The sequence below is a fragment of the Candidatus Aminicenantes bacterium genome, from assembly GCA_026393795.1.
Taxonomy (GTDB): Bacteria; Acidobacteriota; Aminicenantia; order UBA2199; family UBA2199; genus UBA2199.
Genome location: JAPKZL010000188.1, coordinates 1 through 17,243 on the forward strand (window position 1 = coordinate 1; position 17,243 = coordinate 17,243).

General features: G+C 56.9%; 13 protein-coding genes. 10 read left to right on the plus strand and 3 right to left on the minus strand.

Annotation, left to right across the window (positions count from 1 at the left end):
* A partial coding sequence (locus NTW95_08865) for a hypothetical protein (protein MCX6557521.1) occupies positions 1–396 on the plus strand: 396 nt, incomplete at its 5' end.
* Positions 397–399: 3 nt separating this feature from the next.
* On the opposite strand, the gene NTW95_08870 is transcribed toward NTW95_08865, so the two are convergent.
* Together NTW95_08870 and NTW95_08875 are read right to left on the minus strand one after the other, a co-directional pair.
* Positions 400–603 (minus strand): hypothetical protein, encoded by a 204-nt coding sequence (locus NTW95_08870; protein MCX6557522.1) that lies wholly within the window; start codon positions 601–603, stop codon positions 400–402.
* Between the two features lie 275 nt (positions 604–878).
* Positions 879–2,579: a hypothetical protein gene (locus NTW95_08875; protein MCX6557523.1), complete on the minus strand. Its 1,701-nt coding sequence runs from the start codon at positions 2,577–2,579 to the stop codon at positions 879–881.
* A gap of 377 nt (positions 2,580–2,956) precedes the next feature.
* On the opposite strand from NTW95_08875, the gene NTW95_08880 reads away from it, so the two are divergent.
* Both NTW95_08880 and NTW95_08885 read left to right on the plus strand, forming a co-directional pair.
* Positions 2,957–3,934 carry a hypothetical protein gene (locus NTW95_08880; GenBank protein ID MCX6557524.1) on the plus strand — a complete coding sequence of 326 codons (978 nt, stop codon included), beginning with the start codon at positions 2,957–2,959 and terminating at the stop codon, positions 3,932–3,934.
* A gap of 90 nt (positions 3,935–4,024) precedes the next feature.
* Positions 4,025–4,879 (plus strand): hypothetical protein, encoded by an 855-nt coding sequence (locus tag NTW95_08885; protein MCX6557525.1) that lies wholly within the window; start codon positions 4,025–4,027, stop codon positions 4,877–4,879.
* Between the two features lie 165 nt (positions 4,880–5,044).
* On the opposite strand, the gene NTW95_08890 is transcribed toward NTW95_08885, so the two are convergent.
* Complete coding sequence (locus tag NTW95_08890) at positions 5,045–8,128, minus strand: HAD-IC family P-type ATPase (GenBank protein ID MCX6557526.1); 3,084 nt, start codon at positions 8,126–8,128, stop codon at positions 5,045–5,047.
* A 446-nt stretch (positions 8,129–8,574) separates the two neighbouring features.
* Here NTW95_08890 and NTW95_08895 point away from each other — a divergent pair, with 446 nt between their 5' ends.
* The 7 genes from NTW95_08895 to NTW95_08925 all read left to right on the plus strand — a co-directional run.
* Positions 8,575–10,416: a hypothetical protein gene (locus NTW95_08895; protein MCX6557527.1), complete on the plus strand. Its 1,842-nt coding sequence runs from the start codon at positions 8,575–8,577 to the stop codon at positions 10,414–10,416.
* Positions 10,417–10,766: 350 nt separating this feature from the next.
* Positions 10,767–11,861, plus strand: coding sequence for an NAD-dependent epimerase (locus NTW95_08900; protein MCX6557528.1), 1,095 nt, complete (start codon positions 10,767–10,769; stop codon positions 11,859–11,861).
* A gap of 46 nt (positions 11,862–11,907) precedes the next feature.
* Entirely contained in the window at positions 11,908–13,284 is a 1,377-nt protein-coding gene (locus NTW95_08905; GenBank protein ID MCX6557529.1) for a nucleotide sugar dehydrogenase, read from the plus strand.
* Between the two features lie 27 nt (positions 13,285–13,311).
* Complete coding sequence (glmS, locus tag NTW95_08910; protein ID MCX6557530.1) at positions 13,312–15,138, plus strand: glutamine--fructose-6-phosphate transaminase (isomerizing); 1,827 nt, start codon at positions 13,312–13,314, stop codon at positions 15,136–15,138.
* A gap of 40 nt (positions 15,139–15,178) precedes the next feature.
* Complete coding sequence (gene rfbA, locus NTW95_08915; GenBank protein MCX6557531.1) at positions 15,179–16,048, plus strand: glucose-1-phosphate thymidylyltransferase RfbA; 870 nt, start codon at positions 15,179–15,181, stop codon at positions 16,046–16,048.
* Between the two features lie 37 nt (positions 16,049–16,085).
* Complete coding sequence (gene rfbD / locus NTW95_08920) at positions 16,086–16,979, plus strand: dTDP-4-dehydrorhamnose reductase (protein MCX6557532.1); 894 nt, start codon at positions 16,086–16,088, stop codon at positions 16,977–16,979.
* Positions 16,976–17,243, plus strand: a 268-nt coding sequence (locus tag NTW95_08925; protein ID MCX6557533.1) for a hypothetical protein, incomplete at its 3' end; no start/stop codon positions are given. The genes rfbD and NTW95_08925, both read left to right, overlap by 4 nt.

The window sequence follows — 17,243 nt, forward strand, 5'->3', positions numbered from 1 at the left end:
AAGATCGATTTCGACATCGACGGGGCGCTGTCCGGGTGCTGGTTCCTCGAAGGCACGCCGGTGACCTATGAAGCTTCGAGCTACCTGTATGGCGTTGCCCAGATCTCGTTCGTGTACGACATGTGGGACCCGTCGAAACGCATGATCGCCTGCGGAGGCACCTGGAGCGCGGCGCCCTTCTGCTGTCCGGTGAACGGGCACGGAAGTCCGCCGGATTTCGGAGGCGTCACCCCATCGAGAGGCCTTGTGAAGTACGAGACCACCCATGCCGCCAACACCGATGTGGTCTGCGTGCAGCTTTTGGAAGACAGGAGGTTGAAGGTCGAGGTGTTCGCCAACAAGACGTGCGGGGCCGTCACCGGTTTCACGACGAACGCGAGGATTTACATTCGCTGAGGGTTACTCGTACCGCAAGGCGTCGATGGGATCGACATTGGCTGCCTTGCGGGCGGGGAACTGGCCGGCCTTTTCCCCGAGGACATGGAAATGAAGGTTTAGGACGAGATCCGCGACAAATTGAAGGAGATCGACATTTCCCGCCTGACGCCGCTGGAAGCCTTTAACATCCTTCAATTCCTGAAAGCCAAGAGCGACAAGTTTCAATAAGGCTTTCCCTGATTATTGGCAGCGGGATTTTTTACTGGAATTTCAAATATTTGAAACTGTTACGGGGGTGTCGATTTTTCTGAGCGGCCGCCGCCGGATGAGCCATTTCCGCCCTTCTTCCAGGAGGAGGATGATCGGGCTGAAGGTCAAATGAACAGCCAATCCTTCGAGGCGAGTGGGCTTGACGAAGACGCTCTGAAAAAAAGGCATATGAACGAATGCGAGAATGAGGGCAATTTCCCAGACTCCGCAGTTGTTGACTGGCCGCGGCCCTATTTGTTTCTTTCGAAGGCAGCGGTCGTAATGTCGAATGCCTTGCTCAGCCGGTCCGGGGATTTCCCCGGCATGATCACGACAAGTTGGTATTGACCGTCCCCGGCCTGCTGCTTGCCGGTCGAGTCCTGACGCTTCCATGTCCACACGTACGACTTCCCGGCCGCGATCGACCCCGGCTGGAAGGCGCCGCTGCGCTCGGGCGATGCATAGAAGTTGTGCATGCCGTCCGTCCGCTTGATGTCAATGGCGTAGGTCGCGCCGGTGAGGTCGACGGCCTGCGTCTCGTGATTCACGATCTTAAAGATGACCTCGCCCGTGGAGCGGACGTCCGGCGTCTCGAGGGTCATCCCGCCGTGCATGTCGGGCGTGTCCGAGGAGGTCACCGGCCCCGAAGGCGCCCGGACGGTGAAGCGGACGCCCGGTGCCTGGTCGCCGACGCGGAAAACAGCCCGATAGGCGCCGGGCCCGACCAGGCGTCCCTGGCTGTCCTTCTGGTTCCACTGCAGCGTCAGTATTTCGCCGGGGTCCAGGCGCAGATTGCCGGACCGCGAAGCCGGGCTCAAAGAAGACGTGTAGACCGTGGCCAGGGACGTCCTTTCGTCCCGTGTCGTTTCCTTCTTGATCTCCCAGGCGGCTCCCTGTAGCGAAACCGTTGCGGTGGACGCCTGGCTGACCCGGCTGACGGCGACGAGGACTTGTGCGCCGCTCTCGTATTCCAGCCTGTCGGCGACTACGTCAAGGACCACGCCCGCCGGCGTATTGCGCATCAGCACCGTCCCCTTGTCGCCGGCAATAAAGCCGAAGTCCGGGTCCAGCATCCAGATGTCATTCAGCTTTTCCTGGACGGGCGTATAAGTCTGGCTCCGGGGGCCCGGTTTCAGGCGCAGAACTGTGCCATAATCCCCGACGAACCAGCCGTCGTCTTTCCCGAACAGCCATAGACCGTGCAGGATGCCCTGGTTGATGTTGAACGCGAAGGAGCGGATGCCCGCTTCCCCATAGGTCGGCGAGCCGTGGTTGAAGGTGTAGACGGTCTTGTGGGTGAGGTAGTGGAACTTGCCCTCGGGGACGGCGAAAAGCCTGCCGGTTGGGCTGGAGACAAAGCCGCCCTGGGCAGGCGTGTTATGGGAAACTCCCGCCGGAGTCTTCGCCAGGTCCAGGCGCACGTAAACTCTCTCGGTCCGGTCGGGAGAAATCTTGGTCTTGTAATTGCAGGCCAGGACGTAGACCCTTTTATCCGGATCAGCCGCGAGGTCGGTGACCAGGCTCAAGCGGCCGGAATCGACGGAGCTTCCGAACAGGATCGCCGAGGTCATGTCCGCCCAGGTCCGGCCGTCCCAACGGTAGAGATGCCCCTCCTCGCCGGCGGCCAGCCCGTCCTGGGGGCCGAGAAAGGCGAGGCCGCACAGCTTGACCCCCCGGATGCCCTCCTCGGTGAACAGCTTCCAATCTCTCCCGTCGAAACGGTAGATACGCCCGTAGTAGTTGGCGGTATTGTAGCCGACCGCCCAACCGTCGCTGGCGGAGAACATGTGGATGGCCCGCAGCCGGACGCCGTCCGACAGCTCGACCTTAAAGGCCTTGAAATTCGTCCCGTCCCAGCTCAGGATCGTGCCGTTGTCCCCGGCGAACCAGACCGACCGCTTGGAGGCGGCTGTAACTGCGTTGAGATTGTCCATGGTCGCGAAGTTGTTCATCTTGATCCAAGGCGGAGTTTCGGTTTGGCCACGCAGGGTAGCCTCGCCGACTCCTATTGTCACAACCAGTGCGGCAAAGCAAAGCGTTATCGATAACACACACGAAATTCTCTTGCTCATAGTCCCTCCTTTATTTCCCCGCGGACACATTAGGAAATTCGATTTTTCCCATGCTCGCATTTTGAAAGCATTTATCTGCATTGTCAATAGACGGCAGCACAAAATTGGTGCCAGGTTTTCAAAAAATTCCATGCAATAAAAAAATTTTTTCCAATATTTTCACTAGTAATTCACAATCGTCTATTGACATTTTAACCATATATTCTCAAAATGCAAGCATGGGGAAAACCGATCTTCCTTTAAGTAAGGATATGAGAATGAAAATTCATAGCGCTTTCATCCTGGGCGTTTTGATCGTTATCGCCGGCGGCTTCCTCCTGGCAGGACAAGAAACGCCCTTGACCGTCCCGGAGCGCACCCTGGCCGATCTGGTCAACCAGGCGCGCCTGGATAATGGCCTGACTTCGGTGGCGGTCACATCTTCTCTGACGAAAGTAGCGCGTTTCCACATCGGCGACCTCAATACGAACCGGCCCGATACGGGCGAGGATGGCCGAGGGGAAGACTGCAATATGCACAGCTGGTCGAACCATGGCGTTTGGGCAACGGTTTGTTACACCGATGACCAATACTACTCTGCTCTCATGTGGTCCAAGCCCCGGGAGCTGACTTCCTACACCGCGAACGGATATGAGATCGTCAGTTTCTACAGCCTGGGTGTAACGCCGGGCTCGGCCATGGCATCCTGGAAAGGCAGCCCCGATCACTTGAACGTGATCCTCGAACAAGGCATTTGGGCCGGACACCCCTGGAAGGCCATGGGAGTGAGCATCTCCGGCAACTATGCCTGCGTCTGGTTCGGCGAAATCGAGGATCCGGCCGGCCCAGTGCCTGTCAGTCCAGCGCCGGCGGCGACGCCGACCAAGTCAACCGACTACCCCGAGCAGGCCGGGTACGCGGGCGGATTGGCCTTGTCGATTCCCGTGACGATCGTCCGGAGTGCCGACCCCGTCAAGTTCGTCCTGGGTCTCAACGGCCGGAATACAGCCAGTCTGCAGGACTGCCGTTTTATCATTCAAAACTACTCCGGGGAGACATGGCAGCGCTATTTCCGGAGCAAGAAAAGCTTTTTTAAGAACCTCTCCCTTTCCCCCGGTCAGACCAAGAAATGGGAATGGGACCGGCGTCATGACGAAGGCTTGCCGGAAGCCAAGCCGGGCAAATACCGCGTCCGCTTCCACGCCCCGCAGTACACATCGGACATCATCTCGGTCGAGTTCGAGATTCGCGACTGAAAGTCGTTTGGAGCGGAGAAAAAAGACACGCCGGAAGTCGAGGCGGCAAATCCGTCCAGAAGGCTCTTCAAAGAATAAAAAGGAGGGATTATGAGAAAACACGATGTTCTATCCGTGCGGCCCCGGATGGCGGCCGTCGTCGTTCTTCTGGTCTTCACGACGATTGCCGGCGGCCGTCTTGCGTTCGCGCAGGTGACCAAGCAGGATTTTTTCGGGACGTGGGCGATGAACCATGATGGTTGGGAGGGAACGCTCGTTTTGCGCGCCGCCGGGATTCCCGGCGGTCTATTCGGCGACTATCTCGCTGCTGACGGAAAAGTCCACTTTGTCCAAGGAAGCGTAGAGGCGCACAAGATCGTCTTTTACGTCGATCTGAAGGATACCAAGGGGCTGCCCGAGGATGATCAGCGCTTCGAGGGATACCTTTTCACCCAATCGCGGCAGGCCATGGCCGGGACCACCACCTGGGCAAACATCGTTTACGGCTGGTCGGCCGCCAAAACCTCCGCGGCAACGAACCTTCCCGCTGCGCCGGTCGTGTCCAGCGATTTTCCCGATCCCGCCAAGAACGAGCCTCAGGAATCCCCCGTGGTTGTAGCATCATCAGGGGAATTCCGGCTCTCCACGACCAAAGAGGAATACGCTCCCGGCGAGGCCGTCGGCTTCGAGTTGAATAACACCCAGGTCAAGACCATCGATTTGTCTGGGTTTTACTACATCATCGGACGGAGCGACGGGGATAAATACAAGGAATTCTATACCAGCGCCAAGGAACCGTTCGCCGGAGTGAAGCTGAAAACCGGTGAAAAGAGGGCCTGGTTCTGGGACCAATGGGACAATGAACGGCTGGCCAAAGCCCAGCCGGGGAACTGGCGGATCAGGTTCTTCGCTCCCGCCGCGCTGGACAAACCGTTCATCGTCCATTTCAAGATCAAAAACCCGTAAATGGCGGGCGAGGCGAGGCTCATCGCTTTCCGCTGGACCCGGTTCTGAGGGCCTGCCTATCGGCCCATGATCCGCTTATAACGAAACAAAAAGAACGAAGGGAAACCGAAGCCGGCAGGAGACATTCTGATTTTTTCCGGGCAAATGGGCTTTTTTACCGATATGTTATATGTTGGCCGCTTTCAGCGGGGTATTGATTTTTCTGAGCGGCCGGCGGCGGATGAGCCATTTCCTCCCTTCTTCCAGGAGGAGGATGATCGGGCTGAAGGTCAGCAGGAACGCCCAATCCTTGAAGGCGAGGGGCGCCGTGCCGAAGACCCTCTGAAAGAAAGGCGTATAAACAAAAATAAGGATGAGAGTGATCTCGGAGACGATGCCGAACAGGACCAGCTTGTTTTTGAAAAACCCCACCTTGAATATCGATTGCCGGTCGGTCCGGCAGCAGAAAACGTTTCCCACCTGCGAAGCGACGATCCCGGCCAGGCACATGGTCGTGGCCATGATGTAAACGGGACCGCTGGCGGCCAGGGGCATGCCCCATCTCCAGCCGTTGGTCCAGTAGAGAAAGTAGTAGGCCATCATGCATAGGGCGGCCTCGATCCCCCCGAGGAACAGGTACGACCTGAGGAAAAGCCTGGTATTGATCAAGCGCTCATTTGCGGAGCGGGGGGGGTGATTCATGATCCCCGGCTCCGGGGCTTCGACGCCAAGGCCGAGAGCCGGTATGAGGTCCGTACCGAGGTCAATGGCCAGGATCTGCATGACCGTCAGCGGCAGGGGGATCTTGAACATGACGAAGAGAATGAAGGGGATCAGCTCCGGCACGTTGCTGGCAAAAATATAGGTCACGAAGCGCCGGATATTGGCATAGACGGCCCGGCCCTCTTCGATGCCGGCCACGATGCTGGCAAAATTGTCATCGAGGATGATCATGTTGGCCGCTTCCTTGGCCACGTCGTTGGCATGCAAGCCGAGAGCGACGCCAATATCGGCTTTTTTCAGGGCCGGGGCGTCATTGACGCCGTCTCCGGTCACGGCCACAATGTAGCCTTCATCCTTCAGGCAGGAAACGATGCGCATTTTCTGGTCCGGGGCCATGCGGGCAAAGATCACCGGCTTTTTCAGAATGGCCTTCAATTCCTGATCGTCCATGTCCGCCACTTCCTGGCCGGTGACGAGGACAGCCTTTTGCGGGTCAGCGATCATACCGATCTGCTGGGCGATGGACATGGCGGTCAGGCCGTAGTCCCCGGTGATCATGATCACCTTGATCCCGGCCTGATGGCACTCGGCGATCGCCTGGGGAACCTCGGGCCGCGGCGGGTCGATCATGGCCGTCAGCGCCAGGAAAGTGAGCGATTTTTCCACCGATTCATTGCTGTAGCAGGACATTCCCGACAACTCGGGGTCTTCGCGATAGGCGATGGCCAGCACCCGGAATCCATCCCTGGCCAGAACATCGTTCTGCCGGGTGATCGTTTGGCGCACCTCCGCAGTCATTTCCCTTTTTTCGCCGTCGATCAAAATGGAGTTGCAGTGCGCGAGGGTCTCCAGCGGGGCTCCCTTGCTGAAAGCGACCTTGCCGCCATCCTCGCTCTGGTTGATGGTGGACATCCGCTTGCGGACCGATTCGAAGGGGAGGTGCCCGACGCGCTGATATTCCCTGGCCAGGGCGTCGATATCGATTCCTGCCTTTTTGGCCAATACGATAAGCGACCCTTCGGTGGGGTCGCCCATGATCCGCCAGAAATGGGTATCGGCATCGGGGGGGAGGAGGTGGGCGGTGTTGCAAAGTACGGTTGAGGCGAAGAACATCCGGCCGGCGGGGTCCTGCCAAAGAATCGCCGGGTCAATGGTTTTTCCGCTCTCGTCGAAGAATTCCCCCTTGGGCTCATAGGAAGCGCCGCTGACGTTGATCATCCTCTGGTTGATGAATATTTTGCTGACGCTGATCTGGTTGGTAGTCAGGGTCCCGGTCTTGTCGGTGCAGATGACGTTGGTTGAGCCGAGGGTTTCCACCGAGGAAAGCTGTTTGACCAGAACGTTGCGCTTGGCCATCCGCTGCACGCCCATGGCCAGGGCCAGCGATAAAGTAGGCAGCAAGCCTTCGGGAATGTTGGCCACGGTGATGCCGATAGTGAAGATGAAAGCGCCGATAAAAGACAAGCCTCCGACCATTTTCCCCAAAAAGAAGAAGGTGATGCCCAGGCCGACCGAGATACTGGTGATGATGTTGACGACCTTCTGCATCTCTTTTTGCAGCGGGCTCAATTCTTTTTTGACCGATTGGGTCAACCTGGCGATCTTGCCGATCTCCGTATTCATCCCCGTGCCGATGACGACGGCCCTGCCGCTGCCGGCGCTGACCGAAGTCCCCGCAAAGATCACGTTCGGCATTTCGGTCCACAAAAGGACATCTCCGTCCTCGATCGGTTCCGACATTTTATAAATGGGCCTGGATTCCCCGGTCAGGGACGAATTGTTGACCTGCATCTCGTAGGCTTCGATCAAGCGGGCATCCACCGGGATGGCGTCCCCTTCCTCGAGGAAAACGATGTCGCCGGGCACCAGTTCGGAAGCGACAATCTCGATTTTCCGGCCGTCGCGCAGGATGGTGGATTTTTGCGGCAGCAACTTGCGCAGGGCCTCGATGGCCTTTTCCGCCTGGTATTCCTGCCAGAAGGAAAATACGGCATTGACCAGGATGACGCAGAAGATCGCCCAGCCCAATTGTGGCATGTCCACGCCGGGGATGAAGCACAGGCCGCCGCCGATCCAGAGGAGGATGGCAAAAATGGAAACAAAGTTCTTCAGGAGCTTGATGTAGGCGGGGGTCTGCTTGATCTTTTTCAGGATATTGGGGCCATAGGCCGCCAGGCGCTTCTGGGCCTCCTCCTGCTTCAACCCATTCTCCGATGTTTGGAGCTCCTCAAAAATACTGGCCTTTCCCAGGTTGATGAACCCGTACTTTTCCTTGTCCTCGCTGCCAGCCAGAATTTCATAAACCTCATCGGGAGAATCGGCGTTCCCCAGCTGGGTCCGGAGTGGAATGGCGATGCCGTTTCCCAGCCCTGTGGAAGAAACCTTTTCTCTTTCCATGAGTTGATGGATGATCCGCTTCTGGGTGATCTTTCCCTTGCCGTTCAGGGAAAGTGTCGGCGGAACCATGCGGGAAAAAAGATCGGTTGTATCTTTTACTCTGGCAAAACAAAAAATCTTTTCCGGGTCAAGAAGCTTGTAAATTTTCATCAAAACCTCACCCTTCCTTCTTTTGGTTTTTGAGGAGGATAAACGAAAATTTGGCTACAAAAGCAGTATTTATTATAGCATATTTGCCTGAAAATGAACAATGGTGTGGCCTTGATCGCTGGAGTTGCCGGTTATTTTTTTTCGGGCTAGTACAAGTAAATAGGAAGAATATGAAAAATTAACTGTGAAGCAGGAAAAACAAAGCTCTGGATCGAGATCCGCGAGAAGCTGAAAGAAATTGACATCACTCGCCTGACGCCGCTGGAAGCGCCGAACATCCTGCAGTTCCTTAAAAGCAAGAGCGACAAATTCCAGTAGCTGCCCCGGTTCTCATCAATTTATGGTTTCGGTAAACCGTTCGCCTCGCTCTATTGTAATCTCGGCGCATTTCATTTACCATCCGGCTTTGGTGGAGATGTTTTTTTTGTAATTTATTTGGGTGAAGAATGAAGCACCATATAAAGGTGATGTGTTCTCTGGGCATCCTTTTCGCCTTGACCTGCATGCTGGTCCTGTTCTATTCCGACTCGCGCCAGAGCCTGATCTGCCAAACGTCGTGTCAAAAAAGTGGCGCCGATTACATCCTCTATTTTAAGCACTCCGAACGCGAGAACCGCAAGTTGAACGTCTTGAATCTGCGCCCCGGCCGGATCTTCATCCAGACCCACCCGAAAATGAACGGCCTGGAAATTGTGACCTATGATGATGCGGTCGAGAAAGCCGAAAAGGTGAATGAGAGCCTTTTCAAAAAATCGCTGCAAAAAAACCTGGTCGTCACCTCCATCCGCTTTTTCCCCAAATCGACCTCCATAAGCCGGATCGACGTCACCATCGCGCGCAAGCCGGTTTACTCTGTTTTTTTTATCTGGTTACAGTTTGTGTTTCTTTTTTTACTTTTTTGCATCGGCTGGCTGACCCTCTATTTTCTTTATTCACTGATCGTCGCCAGAGAGAATATGGCCGACCTTTCCCCGCATATGCTGTTCGTGCCGATTCTCCTGCTTTTTCTGACCTTGTTCATCTATTTTGTTTTGAACCTGGGCGAATTCCTTAATCCTTTCAACTTCTACCCCCCAGTGCAATTTTTCGGCCGGACGGCTTTGTTCAATACTGGGTTGACCGCAGTCTTGCTTTTATTGTTTGCCATTTTTTCTTTAAGGCGCAAGGGGGAAAAACTTCCGTTTGTTTTGCCGGTCGTCGTCGCTCTGCCGATATTCCTGATCAAGATCCCCTTCGCCATAACGGCCAGCGCCGACAGCCTACTCTGGGTCCTTAATTTGAACTTTCATCAGTCTGAGATCTCGTTTGCCGAAGCGCTGAGCCTGCTGCTGAACAAGTTGACCTTGCATCTCGCCAACCTGGTGACCCATGTCCGGGCCGAAACCTCATTGGCTTACACCGGAAAGCTCATCGGCGTCCTTTTCATCTTTTCCCTGTTTTATTTCGTCAATTCTTTCACCGCTCTCTCCTTCAGAAAAAAACTGCTATTTTTTGTACTGTTTTTGACTTTTGCTTTCAATGTGCTGCTTTTCGGCTTCCCCGAATTCCGTTATTATGCGCTCCCCTTTCTCATGCTTTCCTTTCTGGCGGCGAAAAAATACGTGGAGGCTGTCCAAGGCGATCTCAAGTACCTGACCGCTTCTGCCCTCCTGGCCGTCGTAGCGGGATTGTTCCACGGCACGGCCTTTTTTTCCTTTCCGGCCATCCTTTTACTGCCTTTGCTTAAACGCCAGGCCGGGGAAGGTAAAAAGAGCGCCTTCTATCTCAAGCATTATTCGGCCATCTTGTTCAGCGTGGGAACCGTTTTCATCATCTTTTTCGCGGCGATCAAGCTGTTCGACTATCAGCTGAGATTCAACACGACCGTCGGTGGATTCGACGGGCGCCAATTCATCTCCTTTCTTCCGCTCAACATCCATTTTCCCGATGCCGTCAATTTTCTGGAGGTCGGCTACTTCGGTTCTAGGACATGGATATTGCTGATCAGCGGTTCGTTCACGCTGCTCGTGTTCATCAGCAATTGGAAAAAGAAGATTTTATTGGCCACATCAGATTTCGTATTGTTCCTTTTCGGCTTGTCGCAATTCGTCATCGTCCTTTTCTGGGGATTCGACAACGGCATCAGCGAGTTTGATCTCTACCTGACGCCGCCGACCCTGCTCTACCTGTTTCTGCTCCGCTATTTGTCGGCGACGATCCGATCCGAAAAGGGCGCCTGGAAATACATTTGTATTTTTTCTTTCTTCTCGCCCTTTTATCCGCTCTTGCTAAAAGTGATAGCAGGTTAAGCCGCGGCGTTTGCCTTCGAAACAATGGGTGGGCTTTGTTTTTACGAAGACATATTATATAATGGCTGGAATTGAACCGCGAATTCATTTTGTCTACCATCACTATGTTTTCAGCCAACTCGGGTAGTAGTCACACTATGGTTTCAGCAATTTCATCCAGACGCTGAAACCATCTGGTGTGACTATACCAACACTGGATAGGTTTCGTTGCCCCCCGGGCATTTCGAAATCTATAGTGTTGGTATCGCGGAAAACATCAAGTGATGGTATACTTTCACTAGATGATTTCAACAACTTAAAAACTGGTTGAAATCATAGTGAAGGTATGTCCTTGTAGGGAGTAATGTTTTATGAAGGCAAAGAATGAGAAACAACCGGCCAGCCAGCCGGTCGTGCTGCTGACCGGCATTGCCGGTTTCATCGGCTTTCACTGCGCCCGCAGATTTTTGGCCGAGGGGCACCGGGTCATCGGCGTCGATAACGTCAACGATTATTACGACGTGGAGCTGAAATACGCCCGCCTGCGCCAACTGGGTTTTTCGGAAGCCGATACGGACCGGCTGCGCATCGAACCCGGGGCCAGGCTGGAGAAGGGAAACCTTGTGTTTTACAAGGCCGATCTGCAGGACCGCGAAAAGACCGCCACGATCTTCAATGACGAAAAACCCGAGCTGGTGGTCCACCTGGCCGCCCAGGCCGGTGTCCGCTATTCGCTGCAGAATCCGTGGGCCTACATGGAGAGCAACATCCTCGGCTTCATGAACATCCTGGAAAACTGCCGCCACCACCGAGTGCGGCATCTGGTCTACGCTTCCTCGTCCTCGGTCTACGGCAGCAACCTGACCCAGCCTTTTTCCGTGCAGCACAACGTCGATCACCCCATCTCACTCTATGCAGCCAGCAAGAAAGCCAACGAGCTGATGGCCCACAGCTACGCCCATCTTTTCCGCATCCCGGCCACCGGCCTGCGCTTCTTCACCGTCTACGGCCCGTGGGGGCGCCCCGACATGGCCCTTTATATCTTCACCGAGAAGATCATGCGCGGCGAAGCGATCGAGGTCTACAACTTCGGCAACATGGAAAGGGATTTCACCTATATCGACGACATCGTGGAAGGGGTCTGGCTGGTGCTGAACAAGATCCCGACCGGCGACGCTTCCTGGGACGGGAAAAAACCGAACCCAGCCACCTCGGCGGCGCCGCACCTGCTATTCAACATCGGCAACCAGCGGCCGGTCAGCCTGCTCCATTTCATCGAACTGATCGAAAAAAACCTCGGCCGCAAGGCCGAAAAAGTGCTCAAACCGCTGCAGCCCGGCGACGTGGTGTCGACCTGCGCCGATATTTCCGACCTGCGCCGCCACGTGGGCTACGCCCCGGCCACGACCATCGAGACGGGGGTGGCGCGCTTCAGCGAATGGTTCAAGGCCTATCATGGCAAGTAAGGACAGGCGGCATGGGGAGCGGAAGCTGGCGAACAAAGGAGAGGGAATGACATTCAGCAAGAACATCCTGTGCATCGGGGCCGGATACGTGGGTGGCCCGACCATGGCAATCATCGCCCTGAAATGCCCGGAATACAAGGTGACCGTCGTCGACGTCAACGAGGAGCGGATCGGGCGCTGGAATTCCGACGATCTGCCCATTTATGAACCCGGGCTCCTCGATGCGGTCCGGGGCGCACGCGGCCGCAACCTCTTTTTTTCCATTGACATCCCCGCCGGCATCCGCGAAGCCGACATCATCTTCGTCTCGGTCAACACCCCGACCAAGACCTTCGGCCTCGGCGCCGGCATGGCTTCCGACTTGCAGCACTGGGAAAAGACCGCCCACCAGATCGTCGCCTTTTCGGAAAAGCCCAAGCTCATTGTCGAAAAGAGTACCCTGCCGGTGCGCACCGCCGAGGCCATGGAGCGCATCCTCTCGGAGAACAAGAAAAACATCCATTTCGAAGTGGTCTCCAATCCCGAATTCCTGGCCGAGGGCACCGCGGTCAAGGACTTGCTCGAACCAGACCGCGTCCTGATCGGTTCGCAGCAGACCGAGTCGGGGCTTGCGGCGGCGCAGACGATCGTCGACATTTACGCCCACTGGGTGCCGGCCAAAAAGATCATCACCACCAACCTGTGGTCGGCCGAACTCTCCAAGCTGGTGGCCAATGCGTTCCTAGCTCAACGCATCTCCTCGATCAACGCCATCTCGGCCCTCTGCGAGAAAACCGACGCCGACGTCGCCGAGATCTCGTTCGCCGTCGGCAGCGACACGCGCATCGGCTCCCGCTTCATGAAGGCCAGCGTCGGTTTCGGCGGTTCCTGTTTCAAGAAGGACATCCTCAACCTGGTCTACATCTGTCGCGGCTACGGACTGAACGAGGTGGCCGATTACTGGGAAAAGGTGATCCGCATGAACGACTATCAGCAGGAACGCTTCGTGAAAAAGATCATCAAGGAGATGTTCAACACCATTGTCGGCAAGAAAATCGTGCTGCTGGGCTTCGCCTTCAAGGCCGACACCGGGGACACGCGCGAATCGCCGGGGATCTACGTGGCCAAGCAGCTGCTCGAGGAGCGGGCCGCACTGGTGATCTGCGATCCCCAGGCGCTGGAGAACGCCCGCAAGGACTTGGCCGGACAGGACCAGGGGGTGACCTACGAGCTCGATCCCTACCAGGCGGTCGAAAACGCCCATGCCATCGCCGTCATCACCGAGTGGGAGATTTTTAAAAAACTCAATTTCGAAAAGGTCTTTTCGGTCATGCAGAAACCGGCGTTCATCTTCGACGGCCGCAACATCCTCGATCACCAGCGGCTTTTCAAGATTGGTTTCAACGTTTTCCCGCTGGGCAAACCGAGCCTTACCCATTTTTAAACCCATGGAAAAAATCAAGGAGCAGTCATGTGTGGCATAATCGCTTATTGCGGCACGAGGAGTGCCGAGCCCATTCTACTTGACGGCCTTAAAAGGCTCGAATACCGCGGTTACGATTCGGCCGGCCTGGCCGTGGCCGAGAACAACCATATGTCCGTCATCCGCGCCGTGGGCAAAGTTTCCAACCTGGAAAAAAAGCGCTTGGGGCAGGCGCTCACCGGTTGCTACGGCATCGCCCACACGCGTTGGGCCACCCATGGCCGTCCTTCCGAACAGAATGCTCATCCGCATTGCGACTGCCGGGCGAAAATCAGCATTGCCCACAACGGCATCATCGAGAATTTCCAGGACCTGAAGGAAGAACTGATCGCGCAAGGGCATGTCTTCGCCTCGGAAACGGACAGCGAAGTCATGGCCCACCTGATCGAGAAGTATTTCGACGACGATCTGGAAACGGCGGTGCTGAAAACCGTCGAACGCCTGCAGGGGACCTTCGGTCTGGCCGTCATACACGCCGACATCGACCGCAAAATCGTCATGGTCAAGCGCGGCAGCCCGATCATCATCGGCATCGGTGAGGGCGAATATTTCGCCGCTTCCGATTCCAGCGCCCTGCTGCCCTACACCCAGAAGATCATCTCGCTTAATGACGATGAAATGGCGGTCCTGAACGCCGACGGCTATTACATCAAGAACCTGAACAACGAGTTCTTGCAGAAGGAAATCGAGATCCGCGCCGAGCGCGATTTTCTGGCCGACAAGAAAGGCTACGAGCATTTCATGCTCAAGGAGATATTCGAACAGCCCGAAAGCATCGAGAACGCCTTTCGCGGCCGCATCATCGAGGCGGAGGGCGTTTCCAAGCTGGGCGGGCTCGAGCCGGTCATGGAACGGCTGCGCCAGGTCAAGAAAATGATCATTGTCTCCTGCGGCACCAGCTATTATGCCGGACTTCTCGGGCGCTGCATTTTTGAAAGCCTAACCGCACTCCACATCGAGGTGGAGGTGGCTTCCGAGTTCCGCTACCGGAGAATGAAAATCGATGAGAGCACCGCCGTTCTTGCCCTGTCGCAGTCGGGCGAGACCGCCGACACCATCGCCGCCATCCGCGAGGCGAAGCGCAAAGGGGCGCTGATCCTCGGCATCGTCAACGTGGTCGGGTCGTCGATCACGCAGATCACCGCCGCCGGCGTCTACAACCACGCCGGTCCCGAATTCGGCGTGGCCTCGACCAAGATCTACACCTCGCAGCTGGTGATCCTGGCCCTGATGGCCCTGCTGATCGGCCGCTACCAGGGGCTTTCCTACAACGAAGGCAGCGACGTGATCCAGGCCATAAAAAAACTACCCGGCCAGGTTGGCGAAATTTTATCCGACATCGAACACATCCAGGCCGTCGCGGCGAACTATGCGCGCTATGAGGACTTCCTGTTCATCGGCCGGCAGTTCAATTACCCGACCGCCATGGAAGGGGCGCTGAAGCTGAAAGAAATCTCCTACATCCATGCCGAGGGCTACGCGGCCGGCGAGATGAAGCATGGCCCCATCTCGTTGATCGACGAGGATTTCCCCACGGTGGCCATCGTTTCCGCCGACAGCACCTTCGACAAGATGCTCAACAACATCCAAGAGATCAAGGCACGCAACGGCCGGGTGCTGGCCGTGGCCGGACGGGGCTGCTTGCGGGTGAAGGAGGTTTGCGACGACGTCATCTGTGTCCCTGAGACGCTGCCGCTGCTGCAGCCGATTTTGAACGTGGTGCCGCTGCAACTCTTTGCCTATTTTATCGCCCGGGAGCGGGGCTGCGACATCGACAAGCCGCGCAACCTGGCCAAATCGGTCACGGTGGAATAGCCATGACATTTTCAAAAAAAACGATCCAGAAGGTGGGACAATGAAGGGAATCATCCTGGCCGGCGGCCACGGCACCCGGCTCCATCCGATCACGCAGGTGATGTGCAAGCAATTGCTTCCCGTATACGACAAGCCGATGATCTATTACCCGCTTTCCACCCTGATGCTGGCCGGCATCAGGGATATCCTGATCATTTCCACACCGGCAGACCTGCCGCGCTTCAAGGCGCTGCTCGGCGACGGCGGGCAGCTGGGGGCGCGCTTCTCGTACAGGGTCCAGGAGCAGCCGCGCGGGCTGGCCGACGCGTTTCTGGTGGGCGAGGAGTTCATCGCCGCCGAGCCCGTCTGCCTGGTGTTGGGCGACAACATTTTTTACGGCCACGGGCTGACCGATTTGCTGAAGAAAGCGGCCGCCCAGGAAGGGGCGACCATTTTCGCCTACGCGGTCAAGGATCCCGAGAACTACGGGGTGGTGGAGATGGACAACAACGGCAAGGCGCTGAGCATCGAGGAGAAGCCCCGGCAGCCGCATTCCAACCTGGCCGTGGTCGGTTTGTATTTTTACGACCCCCAGGTCGTCGCCATCGCTAAGTCAATCCGACCGTCGGCGCGGGGCGAGCTGGAGATCACCGACGTCAACCGCGTCTACCTGGCCAAGGGGAAATTGCGCGTCCGGGTCCTGGGGCGCGGCTTTGCCTGGCTCGACACCGGCACGCACGAATCGCTGGTCAACGCCACACTCTTCATCAAGGCCATCGAGGATCGCCAGGACCTGAAGATCGCCTGCATCGAGGAGATCGCTTTCAGCAACGGCTGGATCGACCGCGAACAGCTGAAGCAGCTGGCGCTGCCCCTGCAAAAGAGCGGTTACGGAAACTATCTGCTGCGGGTAGCGGAAGAGTCCTCATGAAGACCCGCTCCGGCCCGGGGTTTTCCCTTTCCGGAAAATGAACGATTCGAACCGGATCTGGCTGCTCGGCGACCAAGGCATGCTGGGCCGGCAGATCGCCCTCGAGCTGCAAAAAAATGGCTTACCTTTCGTCGGCAGCGACCGCGAGGTCGATATCGGCGACCGCCGCTCCCTGGCAACCTTCAGCGCCGGCAAAAAAATCTCCTGGATCATCAATTGCGCCGCCTACACCGCCGTGGACCAGGCCGAGATCGAGAGCGAGAACGCTTTCCGCGTCAACGCCCTGGGGACGAAGAACCTGGGCAGGCTAGCGTCGGCGCTGGGGGCCAAACTGGTCCATTTTTCGACCGATTACGTCTTTGACGGCCGCTCGTCCCGGCCCTACCTGGAGAGCGACCCGCCGCGGCCGCAGTCGCACTACGGGCAAAGCAAGTGGCAGGGCGAAAAGCGGCTGACGGCCAACTGCCGGTCCGCTTTTATCTTCCGCATCAGCTGGCTTTACGGCGTGTTCGGGGGCAATTTCGTCATAACCATGCTGAGGAAATTCGCCGGGCCGGACGAGGTCCGCGTGGTCAACGACCAATTCGGCTCGCCGACTTACGCCGCCGCCCTGGCCGCCAACGTCGTGCGCCTGATCGCCGCTGACAGCGAGCGCTATGGCCTGTACCATTACTGCGACAACGGCGTGATCTCCTGGTACGATTTCGCGGCGCGGATCATGGCCGCGGCCCTGGAGCAGGGCGTGCTGGCGAAGGCAGTCCCGCTGCGGGCGATCCGGACCTCGGAGTACCCGACCCGGGCCGTCCGGCCGGCCTATGCGGCCCTCGACAGCGGCAAGGTCGTCCGAGAGCTGAATTTTCGCGTCAACGACTGGAGCCGCAACCTGGATGATTTTTTCCGCGAAAAATTGCGCGGAGAGCCGCCGCGATGAAAATCGGTCGCGCTTTTCGGCGGGCAAACTTACTCTTCCTGCTGCTGGCGGCGTTTGCCGGCCTCCAAGGCGCGGGCGTCGACATGGCTTGCCGGCCAAGGCATGCCGCGGCGGTGCAGGGGGAGAAAATCGTGCTCCAATTCTCCCTGCGCAACGGTTCGGCCTATACCTTGAGCCAGGCGGAGAAATTTTTCATCTCCTACCATGCCTACGACGTTGCCGGAAAGGTAGTTGCCTACGAGAACCGGCGTTTCGCCTTGCCCC

Bases quoted from the DNA above. Each gene is read 5' to 3' on its own strand.
- rfbA (MCX6557531.1), top strand. From the start codon at position 15,179: ATGAAGGGAATCATCCTGGCCGGCGGCCACGGCACCCGGCTCCATCCG.
- NTW95_08885 (MCX6557525.1), top strand. From the start codon at position 4,025: ATGAGAAAACACGATGTTCTATCCGTGCGGCCCCGGATGGCGGCCGTC.
- NTW95_08905 (MCX6557529.1), top strand. From the start codon at position 11,908: ATGACATTCAGCAAGAACATCCTGTGCATCGGGGCCGGATACGTGGGT.
- NTW95_08900 (MCX6557528.1), top strand. From the start codon at position 10,767: ATGAAGGCAAAGAATGAGAAACAACCGGCCAGCCAGCCGGTCGTGCTG.
- NTW95_08875 (MCX6557523.1), bottom strand. From the start codon at position 2,579: ATGAACAACTTCGCGACCATGGACAATCTCAACGCAGTTACAGCCGCC.
- NTW95_08880 (MCX6557524.1), top strand. From the start codon at position 2,957: ATGAAAATTCATAGCGCTTTCATCCTGGGCGTTTTGATCGTTATCGCC.
- glmS (MCX6557530.1), top strand. From the start codon at position 13,312: ATGTGTGGCATAATCGCTTATTGCGGCACGAGGAGTGCCGAGCCCATT.
- rfbD (MCX6557532.1), top strand. From the start codon at position 16,086: ATGAACGATTCGAACCGGATCTGGCTGCTCGGCGACCAAGGCATGCTG.
- NTW95_08890 (MCX6557526.1), bottom strand. From the start codon at position 8,128: ATGAAAATTTACAAGCTTCTTGACCCGGAAAAGATTTTTTGTTTTGCC.
- NTW95_08895 (MCX6557527.1), top strand. From the start codon at position 8,575: ATGAAGCACCATATAAAGGTGATGTGTTCTCTGGGCATCCTTTTCGCC.